At 58.9% G+C, this 14,165-nt stretch carries 26 protein-coding genes and 1 pseudogene; 2 read left to right on the forward strand and 25 right to left on the reverse strand.

Translation table 11 applies throughout. The features are described 5' to 3' along the window. Positions 1–37 precede the first annotated feature (37 nt). Positions 38–760 (forward strand): GntR family transcriptional regulator, encoded by a 723-nt coding sequence (locus C7R54_RS15495; protein ID WP_129151338.1) that lies wholly within the window; start codon positions 38–40, stop codon positions 758–760. Positions 761–774: 14 nt separating this feature from the next. Here the strand turns inward: C7R54_RS15495 and C7R54_RS15500 are convergent, their stop codons facing one another. After that, on the reverse strand, positions 775–1,665 hold the full coding sequence (locus C7R54_RS15500) for a LysR family transcriptional regulator (RefSeq protein WP_129151339.1): 891 nt from the start codon (positions 1,663–1,665) through the stop codon (positions 775–777). A gap of 121 nt (positions 1,666–1,786) precedes the next feature. Between C7R54_RS15500 and C7R54_RS15505 the strand changes: the two genes are divergently transcribed. Then, positions 1,787–2,356, forward strand: a complete 570-nt coding sequence (locus tag C7R54_RS15505) for a GNAT family N-acetyltransferase (RefSeq protein WP_129151340.1) — start codon at positions 1,787–1,789, stop codon at positions 2,354–2,356. Between the two features lie 79 nt (positions 2,357–2,435). Here C7R54_RS15505 and C7R54_RS15510 read toward each other — a convergent pair whose 3' ends face one another. From C7R54_RS15510 to C7R54_RS28880, 24 genes and pseudogenes are all read right to left on the reverse strand, one after another. Continuing rightward, positions 2,436–3,194, reverse strand: coding sequence for a Fic family protein (locus C7R54_RS15510; RefSeq protein ID WP_240039541.1), 759 nt, complete (start codon positions 3,192–3,194; stop codon positions 2,436–2,438). A gap of 303 nt (positions 3,195–3,497) precedes the next feature. Then, positions 3,498–4,466, reverse strand: coding sequence for a tyrosine-type recombinase/integrase (locus C7R54_RS15515; RefSeq protein ID WP_129151342.1), 969 nt, complete (start codon positions 4,464–4,466; stop codon positions 3,498–3,500). Between the two features lie 53 nt (positions 4,467–4,519). Further along, positions 4,520–4,624, reverse strand: a pseudogene (locus C7R54_RS29505) (hypothetical protein); the annotation flags it as partial. A gap of 132 nt (positions 4,625–4,756) precedes the next feature. After that, the gene (locus tag C7R54_RS28870; RefSeq protein WP_158021218.1) at positions 4,757–4,900 is read right to left on the reverse strand and encodes a hypothetical protein; all 144 of its coding nucleotides are present in this window, start codon (positions 4,898–4,900) and stop codon (positions 4,757–4,759) included. Beyond that, entirely contained in the window at positions 4,897–5,175 is a 279-nt protein-coding gene (locus tag C7R54_RS15525; protein ID WP_129151344.1) for a hypothetical protein, read from the reverse strand. Before C7R54_RS15525 ends, C7R54_RS28870 begins: the two co-directional genes overlap by 4 nt. Further along, positions 5,172–5,441 (reverse strand): hypothetical protein, encoded by a 270-nt coding sequence (locus tag C7R54_RS15530; protein ID WP_129151345.1) that lies wholly within the window; start codon positions 5,439–5,441, stop codon positions 5,172–5,174. Before C7R54_RS15530 ends, C7R54_RS15525 begins: the two co-directional genes overlap by 4 nt. After that, positions 5,438–6,184 carry a zinc finger-like domain-containing protein gene (locus tag C7R54_RS15535; RefSeq protein ID WP_129151346.1) on the reverse strand — a complete coding sequence of 249 codons (747 nt, stop codon included), beginning with the start codon at positions 6,182–6,184 and terminating at the stop codon, positions 5,438–5,440. The genes C7R54_RS15530 and C7R54_RS15535 overlap by 4 nt, the downstream gene beginning before the upstream one ends. Then, positions 6,181–6,798, reverse strand: a complete 618-nt coding sequence (locus C7R54_RS15540) for a hypothetical protein (RefSeq protein ID WP_129151347.1) — start codon at positions 6,796–6,798, stop codon at positions 6,181–6,183. The genes C7R54_RS15535 and C7R54_RS15540 overlap by 4 nt, the downstream gene beginning before the upstream one ends. Then, positions 6,795–6,992 (reverse strand): hypothetical protein, encoded by a 198-nt coding sequence (locus C7R54_RS15545; RefSeq protein WP_129151348.1) that lies wholly within the window; start codon positions 6,990–6,992, stop codon positions 6,795–6,797. Before C7R54_RS15545 ends, C7R54_RS15540 begins: the two co-directional genes overlap by 4 nt. A gap of 1 nt (position 6,993) precedes the next feature. Next, complete coding sequence (locus C7R54_RS15550) at positions 6,994–7,215, reverse strand: hypothetical protein (protein WP_129151349.1); 222 nt, start codon at positions 7,213–7,215, stop codon at positions 6,994–6,996. Continuing rightward, entirely contained in the window at positions 7,212–7,556 is a 345-nt protein-coding gene (locus tag C7R54_RS15555; RefSeq protein ID WP_129151350.1) for a hypothetical protein, read from the reverse strand. Before C7R54_RS15555 ends, C7R54_RS15550 begins: the two co-directional genes overlap by 4 nt. Positions 7,557–8,165: 609 nt before the next feature. Next, a complete protein-coding gene (locus C7R54_RS15565) occupies positions 8,166–8,762 on the reverse strand; it encodes a Lar family restriction alleviation protein (protein ID WP_158021219.1) in 597 nt (198 codons plus the stop codon). A 12-nt stretch (positions 8,763–8,774) separates the two neighbouring features. Beyond that, entirely contained in the window at positions 8,775–9,278 is a 504-nt protein-coding gene (locus tag C7R54_RS15570; RefSeq protein WP_129151352.1) for a siphovirus Gp157 family protein, read from the reverse strand. A gap of 9 nt (positions 9,279–9,287) precedes the next feature. After that, on the reverse strand, positions 9,288–9,887 hold the full coding sequence (locus C7R54_RS15575) for a hypothetical protein (RefSeq protein ID WP_129151353.1): 600 nt from the start codon (positions 9,885–9,887) through the stop codon (positions 9,288–9,290). A 14-nt stretch (positions 9,888–9,901) separates the two neighbouring features. Then, positions 9,902–10,552 (reverse strand): ATP-binding protein, encoded by a 651-nt coding sequence (locus C7R54_RS15580; protein ID WP_129151354.1) that lies wholly within the window; start codon positions 10,550–10,552, stop codon positions 9,902–9,904. 241 nt (positions 10,553–10,793) lie between these two features. Further along, positions 10,794–11,135, reverse strand: coding sequence for a hypothetical protein (locus tag C7R54_RS15585; RefSeq protein WP_129151355.1), 342 nt, complete (start codon positions 11,133–11,135; stop codon positions 10,794–10,796). After that, positions 11,132–11,413 carry a hypothetical protein gene (locus tag C7R54_RS15590; protein WP_129151356.1) on the reverse strand — a complete coding sequence of 94 codons (282 nt, stop codon included), beginning with the start codon at positions 11,411–11,413 and terminating at the stop codon, positions 11,132–11,134. Before C7R54_RS15590 ends, C7R54_RS15585 begins: the two co-directional genes overlap by 4 nt. A gap of 235 nt (positions 11,414–11,648) precedes the next feature. Continuing rightward, the gene (locus C7R54_RS15600; protein WP_129151358.1) at positions 11,649–11,924 is read right to left on the reverse strand and encodes a hypothetical protein; all 276 of its coding nucleotides are present in this window, start codon (positions 11,922–11,924) and stop codon (positions 11,649–11,651) included. Further along, complete coding sequence (locus C7R54_RS15605; RefSeq protein WP_129151359.1) at positions 11,924–12,103, reverse strand: hypothetical protein; 180 nt, start codon at positions 12,101–12,103, stop codon at positions 11,924–11,926. The genes C7R54_RS15600 and C7R54_RS15605 overlap by 1 nt, the downstream gene beginning before the upstream one ends. Positions 12,104–12,227: 124 nt before the next feature. Continuing rightward, positions 12,228–12,449: a hypothetical protein gene (locus C7R54_RS15610; protein ID WP_129151360.1), complete on the reverse strand. Its 222-nt coding sequence runs from the start codon at positions 12,447–12,449 to the stop codon at positions 12,228–12,230. Between the two features lie 34 nt (positions 12,450–12,483). Further along, a complete protein-coding gene (locus tag C7R54_RS15615; protein WP_129151361.1) occupies positions 12,484–12,939 on the reverse strand; it encodes a hypothetical protein in 456 nt (151 codons plus the stop codon). Between the two features lie 33 nt (positions 12,940–12,972). Then, complete coding sequence (locus C7R54_RS28875; RefSeq protein WP_158021220.1) at positions 12,973–13,143, reverse strand: hypothetical protein; 171 nt, start codon at positions 13,141–13,143, stop codon at positions 12,973–12,975. A 6-nt stretch (positions 13,144–13,149) separates the two neighbouring features. After that, a complete protein-coding gene (locus C7R54_RS15620) occupies positions 13,150–13,350 on the reverse strand; it encodes a hypothetical protein (RefSeq protein WP_129151362.1) in 201 nt (66 codons plus the stop codon). A 359-nt stretch (positions 13,351–13,709) separates the two neighbouring features. Then, complete coding sequence (locus C7R54_RS28880; RefSeq protein WP_158021221.1) at positions 13,710–14,045, reverse strand: helix-turn-helix domain-containing protein; 336 nt, start codon at positions 14,043–14,045, stop codon at positions 13,710–13,712. Between the last annotated feature and the right edge of the window lie 120 nt (positions 14,046–14,165).

The raw sequence follows: 14,165 nt of genomic DNA on the forward strand, positions 1-14,165 counted from the left end.
GGATAGAATGGCGGCTGCGCTTGCTCCTGCCCAAGACATGTCCATCACGCTGTATTCGAGAATTGCTGAAGAGTTGGCCCGCCGGGTTGCCGATGGCACTTACCCTGTCGGCGATCCCATGCCGGGCGAGAATGCGCTGGCGGAGGAGTTCGACGCCAGCCGCCAGACGGTGCGCGCGGCGCTGCGGCAATTGCAGGACCTGGGTTTGATCGCGAGGCGGCGCGGCATAGGCACCATCGTGACGGCCGAACGGCAGAAGGCGGGTTTCAGCCAGTCGCTGTCGTCGCTGGAGGACCTCGTCCAGCTGGCCGCGCGCACGCCACGGACGTTGAAGCATGCGCGCGAGGTGGTGATGGATGTGGAGCAGGCCGGGCGGATGGGCGTGCGCCCCGGGACGCGCTGGCTATGCCTGAGTTCGACGCGCGGGGAGGAAGGCCGTCCTCCCATGGTGTGGACGGACCTGTACGTGGACGCGCACTACAAGGGCATACGCAAGCTGGCGCAGCAGCATCCCGACCGCCTGGTGTCGGATTTGATCGAGGAGCGCTACGGACGACGCATCGCGTCCGTGGAGCAGGTCATCTCTGGCTGTGCCATTCCCGATGCGGTGGCGAAGGAGCTGGGCGTGCCGGGGCAGTCGCCGGGGTTGTTGATCCTGCGGCAGTACAAGGACTTGGCGGGCAGCGTGATCGAGACGTCCGAGTCGTACCACCCGGCGGATCGGTATCGGTTTTCGATGACGTTGATCCGGGATCGGTGATTTTTCGCCGTCGCCTAGCTTTGTGAACCGATCGCCTTGAGTGCGGCCAGCGTGTGTCCGAGGCCTGCCTCCAGGCGCTTGTCGCGACGGATCACGACGGCAAGCTTGCGGTGCAGCTTGGGCGTGAGCGACCGGATGGTCAAATCGCGCCGGGCTTCCTGATCGCGAACCGCCATGCGGGGAAGGATGGCGCAACCGAGCCCAACGCGGACCAATTCCTTGATTGCCTCGACGCTGCCCAAGGACATTACGGGCTTGAGCGTGATGCCGTCTCGCAGAAACCAATTGTCCGAGATGCGTCTCGTATTGCCGCTGGGTTCGTAGAGGATGACGGGCTTGTCCGACAGCACCGCGGGGGTGATCCGGGCGGGTAGCGGCATGTCGGCCGGCGCAATCAGTACGAACTCGTCATCCAGGACGGGTGTGATGTCGAACATGCGGCCAGATAAGGGCATGGTCACGAGCGCGATATCGATCGTGTTTTCATCCAGCGCCTTGGCGATCTCGGCCGTATTGCCGGTGACGACCGTGATCTCAAGGGCGGGGTATTTTTTCCGCAGCCCCTTCAGGATGGGAGGGAGCAGGAAGATGCACGCCGTCGCGCCGGTGCCGATGCGGACGCGGCCGGCAACACCCTTCGTACGGCTGCGGACCGCCGCCACGGCGCTGGCAACGGCGTCCTGGATCTGGCCGACGTGATTCAGCAACTCCATGCCGGCGGCCGTCGGCTGCGCCTTGCGTCCGATGCGTTCGACCAGCGGGGCGCCCAGGGTTCTCTCCAGCTGGCGAACCTGGAGGCTGACGGCGGGCTGCGTCAATTGCAAACGCTCCGCTGCCGCCGAGAAACTGCCGTGCTCGACCACGGCAACGAAGGATTGCAGATAGGCGAGGTTCAGGCCTTTCATCAAACAATTCCTTATGCTTCTTATAAATTACCAAATATTTACTTATACATCATGGCGCTTCATCATGGGGCCATCGCGGTTTGCGTGGTTGCGCCATGAGATCTTGTAGGAGCGTGGATTGATGATGAGTGATGTTGTGATTGTCCGTGATGCGAACGAAGCCGACATGGCGGCGGTCCAGGCGATCTATCGGCACTATGTGCTGAATGGCTTGGCGACCTTCGAGGAAGTGCCTCCGTCAACCGAGGAAATGGTGTCGCGCCGGGAGGCTGTGGTACATGCCGGTCTGCCCTATTTGGTGGCGGAAAGCGGTGGACGCATCGTTGGCTATTCTTATGCGACGGCTTACCGGCCTCGGCCGGCGTACCGTCACACAGTCGAGAATTCGGTCTATGTCGCGGAAGGGCTGCGCGGCAGCGGCATCGGCACGGCGCTGCTTAGCGGGCTGATCGCACGATGCGAGGCCGGCCCATGGCGTCAGATGCTCGCTGTCGTCGGCAACAGCGGGAATGCCGGCTCCATTGCGCTTCATCAGAAGCTGGGCTTCGAGCATATCGGAACGCTGCGCTCTGTCGGTTTCAAGCTGGGGCAGTGGGTAGATACGGTGTTGATGCAGCGTTCGCTTGGGGCGGGGGATAAGGTGTCGCCCTTGGTAACTAGGGGAAGCGCACCTCTGATCGCCCCTAAATGACCTGCTGCCTGGGGGGAGGGCGGGCGAAAACGTCAACGACGTCGCATCCGCACGCAGCGCTGTGCCTTGCGCTGCTTATTTAATACGCAGCGAGCGCGGACGAATCGGGATGGCAAGAGACCAGAAAGTGCATCATTTCGGTCGCATCGCGGTCAACATAGAACCGCACCATTTTTTCGTTGAACTCTTCGGCGCGGCCTGCCGGGACGCTGATGGCGTCTATGCCGTGGCTCATGAAGATGCCGTTCATCATCATGCGGGATGTGCGCTTGTTGCCATCGAAGAAGAATTGCTGGAGCGCGCCGAACAAGAAGAACGCCATGCCGCGCTCGAACGGGTTCGCCACTTTCGATAGTTCATTGATGCCATTCGCGAAGATGGCGTTCAGATTCGCGGCGCCGGGCTGTGTTTCGCTAGGTTTACAAGAGCCGGCTGCCCCGAGGCCGACGTGCGGGGTGTAGTGTTGTTCGGCCCCTTCTCCACGAAGATGCCCCCATTCCGCCGCCTCTTCCTTCGCGACCTTGGCATGAAGATCATTGCAGGTCCGCTTGTCCATGGCGAACGTGCCGTTCTTGACGCGGCGTAGCAACTCCCTGGTGCATGCAGCCAAATTGCGCACCTGGTCTTGATCCGAAAGTTTATGGCCGCCCACGGTGATGCCACTGAGGACAGTCTGGACCTGCGGAAAGGTAAAGGGGTTGCCCTCCAGTACGCTGGCGTCCCATACGTACTCGGCCAGCATCTTGTGCAGGCGAAAAGTGGTGCGGCGGATCTCGTGTGCCGGGCCATCTTCGGGCACGCGGGCGCGATCCCATCGAAAGCCCATGGACTTGAACAAGGTTGCATCTGGAGCTGGACCCACTCGGCGCGTGCCTGGGCCGTGGTATGTCATGATCGAGTCCGCCCGGTTATGCCTGCGCATCTCAGCGAGAATGCAAAAAAGCCCTCGATACGCATCGAGGGCTTTTCATGAATCTGGCGGAGAGGGTGGGATTCGAACCCACGGTACGGGGATACCGTACGCCTGATTTCGAGTCGCATATGCGATACTCGCATCATGCGTCTACCTAGGGAAATTTCGTCGCGGCCACCGCGCGGAAGGCCAGAAATGCGCCCGCTCCGTCAAAATTTCCCCCACCATTCACGCCCGCTTTTTCCCCATCTTCGCCACCGCCTTTGTCAGGCTGGCTTGGTTCAGGTGGGCATAGCGTTTCGTGCTCCTTGGATCCTTGTGCCCTAGAATCGCGCCAACAGTGTACAGGTCCACTTCGTTGTTGATCAACTCGCTGGCCGTACTGTGTCGAATGTCATGGAAACGGACATGGTCGAGCCCCACCTTTGTGCGGCTCTCACGGGACCATTTCTGGATGGTTGACTTGGCGGCTTCGATGGGCCATCCGTGCCGGTCGATATACCGCTTAAGGGTAGGGTGGATGGGGACCCGCTTGATGGCGTCGCCATTCTTGGTGTCGTAGACGACTAGGCTCTCCCCCTCGATCTTGGCGCGCAGCAGCTCGGACAAACGCATCCCCGTGAAGAAACCGGCCACCATCGCCTTGCGCGCACCCTTATTGCGGCAGTGCCGAAGCTGGCCTAGTAGTTGGGCGAAGGTCATATAGACGTGGCGCTCGTTCCGGACCTGGGGCACCAATACCCGGGCGCCAGGATCATGCTCGCCGTGGTTGTGCTTCTTCCATGCCCAGCGGCAGGCGGCGCGAAGCAGCGATATTTCGTATTTGATGCTGGCCGGGGCCTTCTCGCCGGACTCATCGGCGGTGATCGCTGCGGCTATCTCTGGCAACTGATCAACGAACTTACCCTTGTAATAGGGGTAGAGGGCGGCAAAATTACGCGCCGCCTCCTTGTAGGTCTTCAGGTGCTTCTTGTCGGTCAGGTAGTATTCAACCGCCTTCTCTACGGTTGCTCGATCACGCGCAACGCCGGCCGCGATGGCGTAGAGGCGCGCTGACTCCTTCCTGTCGAAGGCATCCGCCTCGGTTCTAGTCCAAGTTTTCGGAAGACGCTTTCGAGCTCTGACTCGCTGGCTTTCAATCGTACGGTCGAATTCAAAGACGAACTGACCGCGTTTTGAATCTCGATGGATCGGCATTTTTGCTTGTATTCCAGAAGGTCGGCCACTTCGAAGGTGATGCGCTTCCCGATGCGGTAGCAGGGAATCGGCCCCTTGGGCGCAGCCAGATCATAAACATGGCGGCTGGAAACGCCCAGCATGCGAGCGGCTTCAGCTGCTTGAACAGGATGGGTCATTTCAATCCCCAGTGTCGTGCAGTGGTATCAATCAGTCTTCGTATTGCTGCGGTCATTCTTTCCAGACCGCCACTATAAAAAAGGCTGCTACACATATGGCAATGACCGCGCCAAGAAATGCTTCAGGCCAACTCATTTTTCATCCCCTTCCTTGCGCTGCGAGTTAATGGCGGCGTCGATGGCGTCATCAACGGCTTCCGGCGTCGGCTGGCCGCTCCATGGGATATAGCCAATCTCTAGGGCAGCCTCCAGTAGTTGCTTATCGTCGCCCATCATGGTCTCCTGAGGCGCCTGGTTTGAAGCGCGGTTGTCGCCCATTCGGCAGCTAACTTAGTGCGATCCTGTGGCTTGGTGATGGCTTGATCGCCGAATTTCCAACCCTGCTGTTCAAACGCGAAAGGCAGAAGTACCAGATAGGCGCGGTCCCAAAATGCTTGTTCTTCCCGGAGAGTCCTTTCCGCCTGCATGCCACGCAAGCGGAACTGCTTGCCTGCGGCGTAGCCACGCGCGTAGCCACGCTTTTCGGCCTTCTTGATGTCGTCGTCCATCATTCTTTCTCCTGTGCAGCGACACGCTGGGCGCCAAGCACTACATCCGGCTCGACAAAGATCAGCAGCGGAACCAACTTGTTTTCCTGCGGGTCAGTGACCGCGCGAAGGTCCGTGAAAGGTGAGCCAAGCGGTTCAATCGGAATCTCGATCGTCAGCTTTACTGTTCCTTTCCGGGTGGTGCTGACATTGCCGTTGATGAAATTCACCAGCAGGTGCGGATGGAAGCCAACCGGTAATCGCTTCACTGCATCGTCTATTTGGCTCATGACTGCTCCCCCTCGGCACGCTGGGCGCGGGCGGTGTCGATGGCGGCGCGCATGCCGTTGCCGTCAGCGTTATCGCCTATCGCCTCGCACAGCGCATCCCAGATCGGCATACGGGAATCGACACCACGGCGTGCGCGATCCCATTCGCAGGCCATGGCGCGCAGCCTTTCCGCATCCGAATCGCCTGTGCCATGTTCCCGGGCCCACAACATCGCCTCGATTACCGGGACCTGGATGCGCGACACGAATTGTGAGCGATCTCGCCCCCACAGCAACGCTATTTCCTTGGCGATAATGAGCGCTTTGTCGTTCAACTCCGCATCGCCCCCGCCCTGCTGCCGGGCCAGGGCGGCGCGGGCGCGGGCCACGAAGGGATGAATCTCACCCCAAAAGACGGAGATAGCGCCATCGGTCGCGCATTCCTTCGTGTGCGCCCACTTGGACAGATCATCCAGGATTGCCCGCTCATCGCCCTGCGCAGCCGGTGTGGCGTCACCGGTTCCTTTGCAGTCAGGGCAAGGACGTAACGCGTCATGGGCGTCAGGTCCGACGCCGATCAGCACCATCGATTCACCTGATCCGTCGCAGCGACCGCACGCATCCACCCCGGCTTGCTGAATGGGTGCGGCCTCCAGTTCCTTGACGCGCGCACGTAGGCGTTCGATTTCATCAGCCGCTATGCCTGTCATGACGCCATTGAACATGCGCAGCGTGGGGACGATATCGTGGTTGGGATCGATCATTTCTTGGCTCCCAGGCCGATAGGGCACGGCGATACGGGGCACTCGGCGCAGTAGCGATGCGGTGCGGCGTGCGGGCAGTCTTGCTTCTCAGGCTGCGCCGGAGGGGCGGTTCGAAGTGCATCTCTGTAGGCATTCCAGCCCGCGAGAAAGATGACCTCTTCATGAGCGCTGTTGAGCCAGTCCGGCGCTCCTGGGTAGCACACCACCGGCACCGCCCCGGCCTCGCCAGTAGATAGTTGCCGAACGCGCCGTTCCAAATGGCGAATATGCTCTCGCAATACGTCTACGTCGTACCCCGGGTCCGTGGGATCAGCCTCGCCGTCGCCAGTTGCTCGGGATGGGGTGGCGAACTTATGAACTACCTTCGTCACCTTTTCGAGGTCGGCCTGGCGCATCGCGGAGTTTTGCCAGCCCACCTCGCGCATCGCATCATTGATTTCGGCCATGGTTGGGGGTGCCCCGGCCTCTCCAGCGGCGGGCTGGATGCGGGTGACGACGGCACGCTCGATGGCACGGCCAAAGTCCCGGAGGTCCGTAACATTGGCACCGCTCCTGAAATGCTCGCTGATGATCTGGTCCAGACGCGCCAGCGTCAGCACAGTTTTCTCGTTCATTCCGTAGGTCTCACATAAACCCCGCCGTCGCACTTCATGACAGCGCGGCGGGGATAGGTTTGGTAGACGCCAGGATCGGTATGGCCGGTGACCTGGCAGTGGTGGGCGCGCTCCCAGGCGGCCTGGGCCTCCCGCAGCGGGTCGGGTAGCCACAGGGAAGCGGCCAGGATGGCGAGCGTGGCGAGGTCTTTCATGTCAGGCCTTGTCGGGGCGCGAGCAATCCATGCAGTGGCTGGGAGGCAGTTCGTCGTTGCCGCCGCAATAGGCGCAGATGAAACGTTCCGCCATCCTCTTGTGTTGGGTGCAAAGCTGACCGTCGACATGGCGGCGCCCGCATTGCGCTTCACTTCCGTCCCGGAGCTTGATGGTCCACTCGCAGCGTTCTTCGGCGGTGGGGTCTATGAATCGGCGCGTCATGTTGTCGGCTCCTTGCGGTCGATCAGGGCGCGGATGGCGCGGGCCGCGTCCGCCGACGTGCCGGGCACGTAGGTGTCGCCATCTCCTGCTCCGACCGGGCGGCCGACACACGACGCGACGGCGGCCGCTTCCTCCAGCGTCTTGCGCCGCTCGTCGGCACGAAAATAGGTTTCCATTTCCAGCAGAATTTGCTTGTGCGTGGCTAGGCTCAATGTCGGAGCCTCGTCATGCAGCCAACGAAAATACGCGGCAATATTCGCCGGCAAAGATTCTTTCCAGCCGTGAAGCGGGTGTTCATTAAATGGTGGCGGCAGGTCTGCGGGTGCGGTGCGGTTGGTCATGCGGAATTCCTCTGTGATGGCGCGCAACGACGCGCGAGTTCGACAAGCCAAGCAGCCAGCTCGGGAGGGGTGCGTTCACGCTCAGCATGCGTTACGAAGGGGCGCCATCCTAAATCGCCTTTTTTCAATCGACGGCCGCCGTTTCCTTTCCGAGTGTCTTGGGCAATTACATGTGTGCCGGACCCCAGGGAAATAGAAGGTAGATCGGGGATATCGCAGGGGCGGCAGCCAATGATGTAGAGCAAGGTTTTCTTCTCGGCACGGTGTCCCCACCAATGCTGAGATATGCCCAATGTCCACCCCCCATACTGATCGGCCGGCGCGCCTGGCATGGGTAGGTTCTGATCGGCCCATAGCTTCGACCCGTTAGGGTGTTCAAGAACGCCACCCCATATCCTGAGCTGCGATACTGCCCAGCGCGCCAGATCCTTTTCACCGGGCCGTGGCTTTGCCATGTGAGACAGCCGACCCCACGCACGGCAAGGCGGATGCGCAACCACAGGCGCACCGCCGGCCCAGCGCAGGGCGTCGCGCTCGATATCCCACACGTCGCAACCGGGCAGAGCCTTGTAGACGCTATCGCCGCGGGCGAACAGGACGGCCACGGTGTCAGCCACCTTCCCCTCCGTTCATCGAGGGCGCGGCGCTCATGGCGGGGATAGGCATCCACATCATCGGCTCGCTATGCACATACGGCCATACCCACGCGCCGACGCCGTTGTAGGCCGCTTGGAGCCAATACCCATCAGCGATTCGGTGATCCCCTTTGCCGCGCAGGAGCAAGTAGCTGCCATCCTTCGGCGCGCTGGCTATCGACTGCCATCCCGCGTCCTTGGCGTCCTGCTGCTGGGCCATACCCGGGGTGTTCAGAGCGATCTGGATGGCTTCGTCTACCTTCGCCTGGGCTACAAAGCCGCCGGCGACGAGGAGAGCCATTGCCGCAGCCAGGACCGGCTCGCCTTCCTGCTGCGGCTGGGCACGGGTGTTCCAGGAGGCGATAGCCTGCTCGTGCGCGTCCTTGTGATAGAACTCCTGATCCGAGATGCGCACGCTGCTTTCCTTGGTCTGCAAGAGTCCGGAGAACGCCCGCGAATACCGGCACGTTTCGCACTTGATGGCTATCAGCCGGTCGCACGCGTCGATGACCGGCTCGCCGCCGCAGAACGGGCACGGCTTGAGGGCTGCTTTGGGGGATTGGGTGGTCACGTTGTCGATTCCTTATGCAATCTTCAGCCGTACGCCCTGCTGCAACTTGGCACCGGGGACCTCGAAGCCATCCTGAATCGCCTTCTTGATCAGCGCTTTGTCAACGTGGGGAGGAGGAGGCGGGGGGCTGGTGAAATAGTCCTGCGGGATTTGGCGCTCGTCCTCGATCAGCACGGAGGGCGGATTCTTGGCAATGGACAGGACAAAATGAGGGCACTCGATGCGCTGTATGTCGTTCGCCTGCATGACCTGGAGAACGTAGTTCTTGATCCGCTCCACCTTCTTTTCGATGACGCGGCGGCGGTTTGCCATTTTCTGTTCAGCCTCCTTAATACTGGCGCAGACGGCTTCCAGGTGCTGGGTGAACGCGATGGTGTTCTGCGCCTTAACCTGCAACTCACCCCCCAGGCTCTCCAGGGTGTCGGCGAATGCCTGTTCGTCCAGATCCAGCTCGGCCAGCTTTTCGAGGTCCGCGCGGTACTCGCGCGCGATTTCGTAGAGGGTGATATTGCTCATGTTGGCTCCTTATTCGCCCCAAACGTCATCGGCAGGGTTCTCGCTCTGACGGGCCGGTTGGCTGGTGCGCTTGCGGGTCTGCATCGGCTTGTCTGCCAGACCAGCCAGTGCTTTCGCCAGGGCCTGGGGCTCCGTCTTGCCTTCGATCAGCTCCGATGCCATCAACTCGGTGTCTGCATGGAAGGGGGCGTAGATGTTGAATTTGTAGCCAACGTCCCCGTTGTCCTTCTGATATTCCTCGCGTTGGAGCAGCAACCCAATGCGGCGGTCAATGATGCCGGGGAAGACGGTCGCCTTGCGCTGCCCATCCTTACCCTGCACCATCTGCTCCTTCGGCGTCATCGTCTTGAGGCGAGCGCAGCAAAGGATGGCGTTCAGCATCTTGAGCCCATAGAGGGGTTCGCCATCGGCGTTGTAGGTCCAGCACTGGAGGAAATTCGCGGTGCGTCCATCATCGGATTCAAAGCTGAATTCGATGCCTTCCGTTCCTTTCTTGCTAGTGATGGCTTCGGCCATCACGAACTTGCCGATGTATTTCCCGGTGGCGTCAATGAAGCTGCTAACGCCGGCTTGCTTGGCGGAATCTTCGTCGTATTGGTAATTGCGCATGTTCTCTCTCAATCTCAGGCAGGTTGGGTAAGTCCGTAAAACTCGCAGATAGCAGCATCGACGGCTGCGAGGTCATTGGGGATGTGCATGCCGTCAAACATGCCAGGAGGGGATTTGCAGCAGTCCTGCCCATTTGTCTGGGTCGCAAAGACGTGCTTGCCGTTAATCAGTTCGGCACGTAGGACGATGGTGAAATAGCCTTCGGGGACTACTTTCTCGTCAACCATCTTTCCCACGGTGCGCATGCGGATGTTCCCGAAATCGTCCGTCTGGGTATGAGCCATGATGTACACGCGCTTGTGTTCGGCCAAGTCCCCAGCAGCCTGGAAAATGTCCCAAGCGCCACGCCCGATATCTGCGAATTTCTGGAAGCCTGTTTCGGTACTGCGGCGCATCAACTCGTTTGTCAGGACGGCTTGATAGTCATCGATGATGATGATGTCCCGGTCGGTCTTGCGCATCGCCTTCTCGATCAGAACCGGGTCATCGCTCTGGAATCGACAGCCGGTCTTGTCTTCCTGCGTACGCAATTTCCAATCAGTCGACTTGAACGGAAGGGGTTTCTTGATCGGCTGGATCAGCGTGATTTGATTGGGATCCAGGTTGAGGAGGCTGTAGCTCTTCCCGCTTCCTGACGGCCCCAAAACCATAACGGCGACGCTCATATTGAATCTCCTGTAATTCGTGCGATTCGGGCTTTTTGATGACTGCTATCTCTTCGCCCCGTCGTCCTCTTAGGTACACGTCCGGGACGCCAGGCGTGTAGAAATCTTCGGGCTTCATTTCTGCGCCACTCTCGCCCATTGGTGCTGGGCTTGGATTCGTTCGCTGTCTTCTGCATCCCATCGTCCTGCTAGGCCGAATAGGATTAGGATCAGGACTACCTTCCAACCGTGCCGCCGCAGATCATCCATTGTTTTCTCCGGTGGCTTTGGCGATGGCTACGCGGGCCCGTATATTGGTAGTCTCCAGCGCCGGATCTCCTAGGCTGTTTTGCTTCATGTAATCTGATTTTTCTCTTTCCATGGCAATTAGGGCCTCAAGCAATTCAGGAGCAGCTGAAATTAGTCGGGCATCTTCTAGTTCATAGACATGCTCGGCAACTAATTCACCAATCCCAGAATATGCAATGTCATATGCACGCTCGCTGTTTGGTGCATGAATCCGATAGTTAGGAATGTCTGGGTTATTCCAATGCGCCCCACCATTGATTACGCGCCAAGGACCGGGTGTGTATTTATTCGTCATGCCGCCCACCTTTGATTGATCTTTCGGTTTTCTTCCGCCAACTCTTCCTGCTCTTGCAGATGGTCGGCGAGGATTTGTTCAAGCTGCCCCTGGCTCAGGCAGTGCGGTACTTCCGCCCCATTCACCCGCATCACCGCACGCTCGACGTACAGCCGGACCTTGCTCTCCGGATCGGGCGTGACGGTCCGCTCCGCGCAGTACAGGTCTATCTCTGCGTCTACCTCGAAGTCGATCCATTGGTTCGACAGAGGGGCAAAGGTGACGGTGATCGGGTCCATTACTGCCACCTTGTCCGGCGTTCCGGCTTAATCCCGTATTCGCGCAACACCTTCATGGCCCGGGCTTTCTTCCGTGGCGAGTAGCTGCGCATGTTGGCAAGCGTTTGGCGCGCTTTCTTGCCGCCGTACTGAATCAGGTCTATCCCGAGATCGCAGCACGTCACAGCAACAGGAACGAAGCCAACTCCGACGTCGACGTACTCATACGGATCACACTTGCAGAACGGGCAGTCCATTACGCCTCCCTGGCTGCCAGCATGGCGTCGGCATATTCATAGGCCAGCGGAGGGACGCCCACGCGGCCTGGAATCGTCAATTCACCTTCAGGCGTGTGTTTGGTGACAGTCGCACCCATCATGATCAGGGCTTGCATGGCTTTGGCCGCGAAGTAGTCGCGCAGGGTCATGCCTTCGGCCAATCGCTTCGCAACGGTTTCGTTGCCGGGTTTGCTTGCCACGAAGGGGTCACACGGGAACGCAGGTCCGCCGTCGTTGATTGCTTTCGGATCCATCACGCCACCTTCACAAGGTTGCCGAAGTCATCAGTCACAGCGTCGCAAAGGGCGCCAGCTTGCCATCCGCTCACGCCCCTCAAGACCACTAGAACCTTGAGCAACTTGCGGATGTGAAACCACGTCGCTATCTCGCTGCTTCCCATTCCAAGAATGTCGCTGTAATGGGCATTGGTCATGATTTCCTCCGCTCCTTATTGCAGGTCATGTATGCGTAGATGCACTCGATTGGCGTACTCACGAACCAACTAAGCAATACGCCGATTCCGAGCGCGGATAGCTGGTCCAGGAGGGGCATGACAGTCAGCCAATCAGCGTCGTAACGTCGAATTCTTCACCGTCTTCTTCGCAGCACTTGACCAACAGAGCTACTAGTCGGCGCGCAACGGCCAGGGTGAAGTCATAGTCAGCGACTGCGTTGTCAATGCCTGTTATCAAATCAATGGCAGCATTAGGCTCATCGCTATCAGCAATGGCATTGACAATGTCAACAATCTCAACTGGGAGATTTAAAACAAGGGCCATTTCTTCTTCTCCGTATCTCTGCTTCGTTTGGGGGTTAGGCGCGCTCAGCAAGCTGCGAGGCAATACTTGCGATTTGGCGCTTCACATACGCAACGGTCCGGTAGGTGCCGAGGGTTTGCAAATCGCGGTCATACTTGGGGCAGTGATCGCCGCTATGTGCACAGTCAAATCCGAGCCACCAGACGTGATCGGGCTCGCCCGGTTCAGGCCGATGGCAGATATGCTTAGATTCGTCGCCCGTCTCGGCGCAAAAGTCGGAGAAGGTCAGGCCCCAGTGGCATTCGACCGGCACAGCGTCATAATGCTTTTCAAAGTCTTGATGGCCTTTGGCAATACCGACGTAGCCGCAAAGCGCACCAGAAGGGCCGCGTACGATCAAGCAGGGAAGGCCGGTTGCCTCGTCCGTGAATTGAATCTTGTCCGGCTCTTGCTGCCATGGGCCATCGCCCCATTCCGACTTGTCTTTCGTGCGGTATTCGCGGTATTCCATTTCTTCTTCTCCATATCCCCGCCTATGCGGGTATCAAGTGGGTTGGTTGTCGTACAGCTTTTCGTACAGATCCGCTCGCGCACGCTCTTCGGCCGCCTTGACGCGCAGCTGATCTTCAATTTCTTGAGCCTTCATGCGTCCGTACAGAGCGCCATAGACGCCGCCAACAGCGAAGATCAACAAGTAGGTAAGAAAGTCGGCCATAGGGCTTCAAACGCCCCAGCGCACAGCCGAGGGCGACAGAGCGGTGATGCCAAGGCATCGTTCGTAGATCGCGCAGCTATAGGCATGGCTGTAGTAGCGTGCCCAGTCCAGCGCCTCATCCCAATCCCGCGCGTAGTGCTGCTTCGTCTTGCCGTCGAATTGCGCTACCACCACGTAGCGGGCGAACAAGCGTTTGAGGATCGACATCTAGTTCTCCCTGCCTCGGTTAGGGGTGAGGCGTTAGTTATGAGACATATGATTAGCTATCTCTTACCCTCTGTCAAGAGCTAAATCATGGCTTGGGCAAAAAAAAGAGCCCGGGGGCCACCCGAGCTCAAAAAAATACGTTCTTCGTGGGGCGTTAGATCATAGACCAACGCCTGTGTGAGTCGCCATGTAGCCAATGAGTAGAGCAAACGCCACGATCGCACTTAGCCACGCGATAAGACGTGTGACATGTTGTCCAAAATTTGGGGGTTGGCTCTGCCCCTCGTCTCTTTCACTTTCTATGCTCAATTTTTGTTACCTCCAGGGTATTAAGAGGAATTGTTTGCACTAATGAAAGCTTAGGCGGCCTTGATTTTTTTCCCGCGCCGCTGGATTTTCGAGATCAGGAGCGCCAGCAGATCATCCTTGTCGTCTTGCGAAAGACAAGCATAGTCAGATGGACTGACTCCTGGGAACGGCCATTCTGCCATCATTTCTCCCCTACCGGATTCGAGCCACTCTGCACTTACCCCTAGGACATTGGCAATCTTGACGAGATAACGAGAACCCTCGTTTTTGTCCTTCTCCATCTGCCCGATGAGGGTCTGATGGCAGCCTACCTTCCGAGCAAGGGCCTCTTGAGAGAGCCCTTTCTCTAAGCGAATTTTCTTGAGACGGTTGCCTTTGGTGTCCATCCGGCAATCCTTGCACATACTGTCATGATATGGCTCTTGACCGAATAATGATCTGCCTCTTAGAATGGGCGCATGAACGCGAAAACCCCCCGCCAGATGATCATCGCCCTTTTGGACTCC

The organism is Achromobacter aloeverae, assembly GCF_004121055.1.
Taxonomy (GTDB): Bacteria; Pseudomonadota; Gammaproteobacteria; order Burkholderiales; family Burkholderiaceae_B; genus Bordetella_C; species Bordetella_C aloeverae.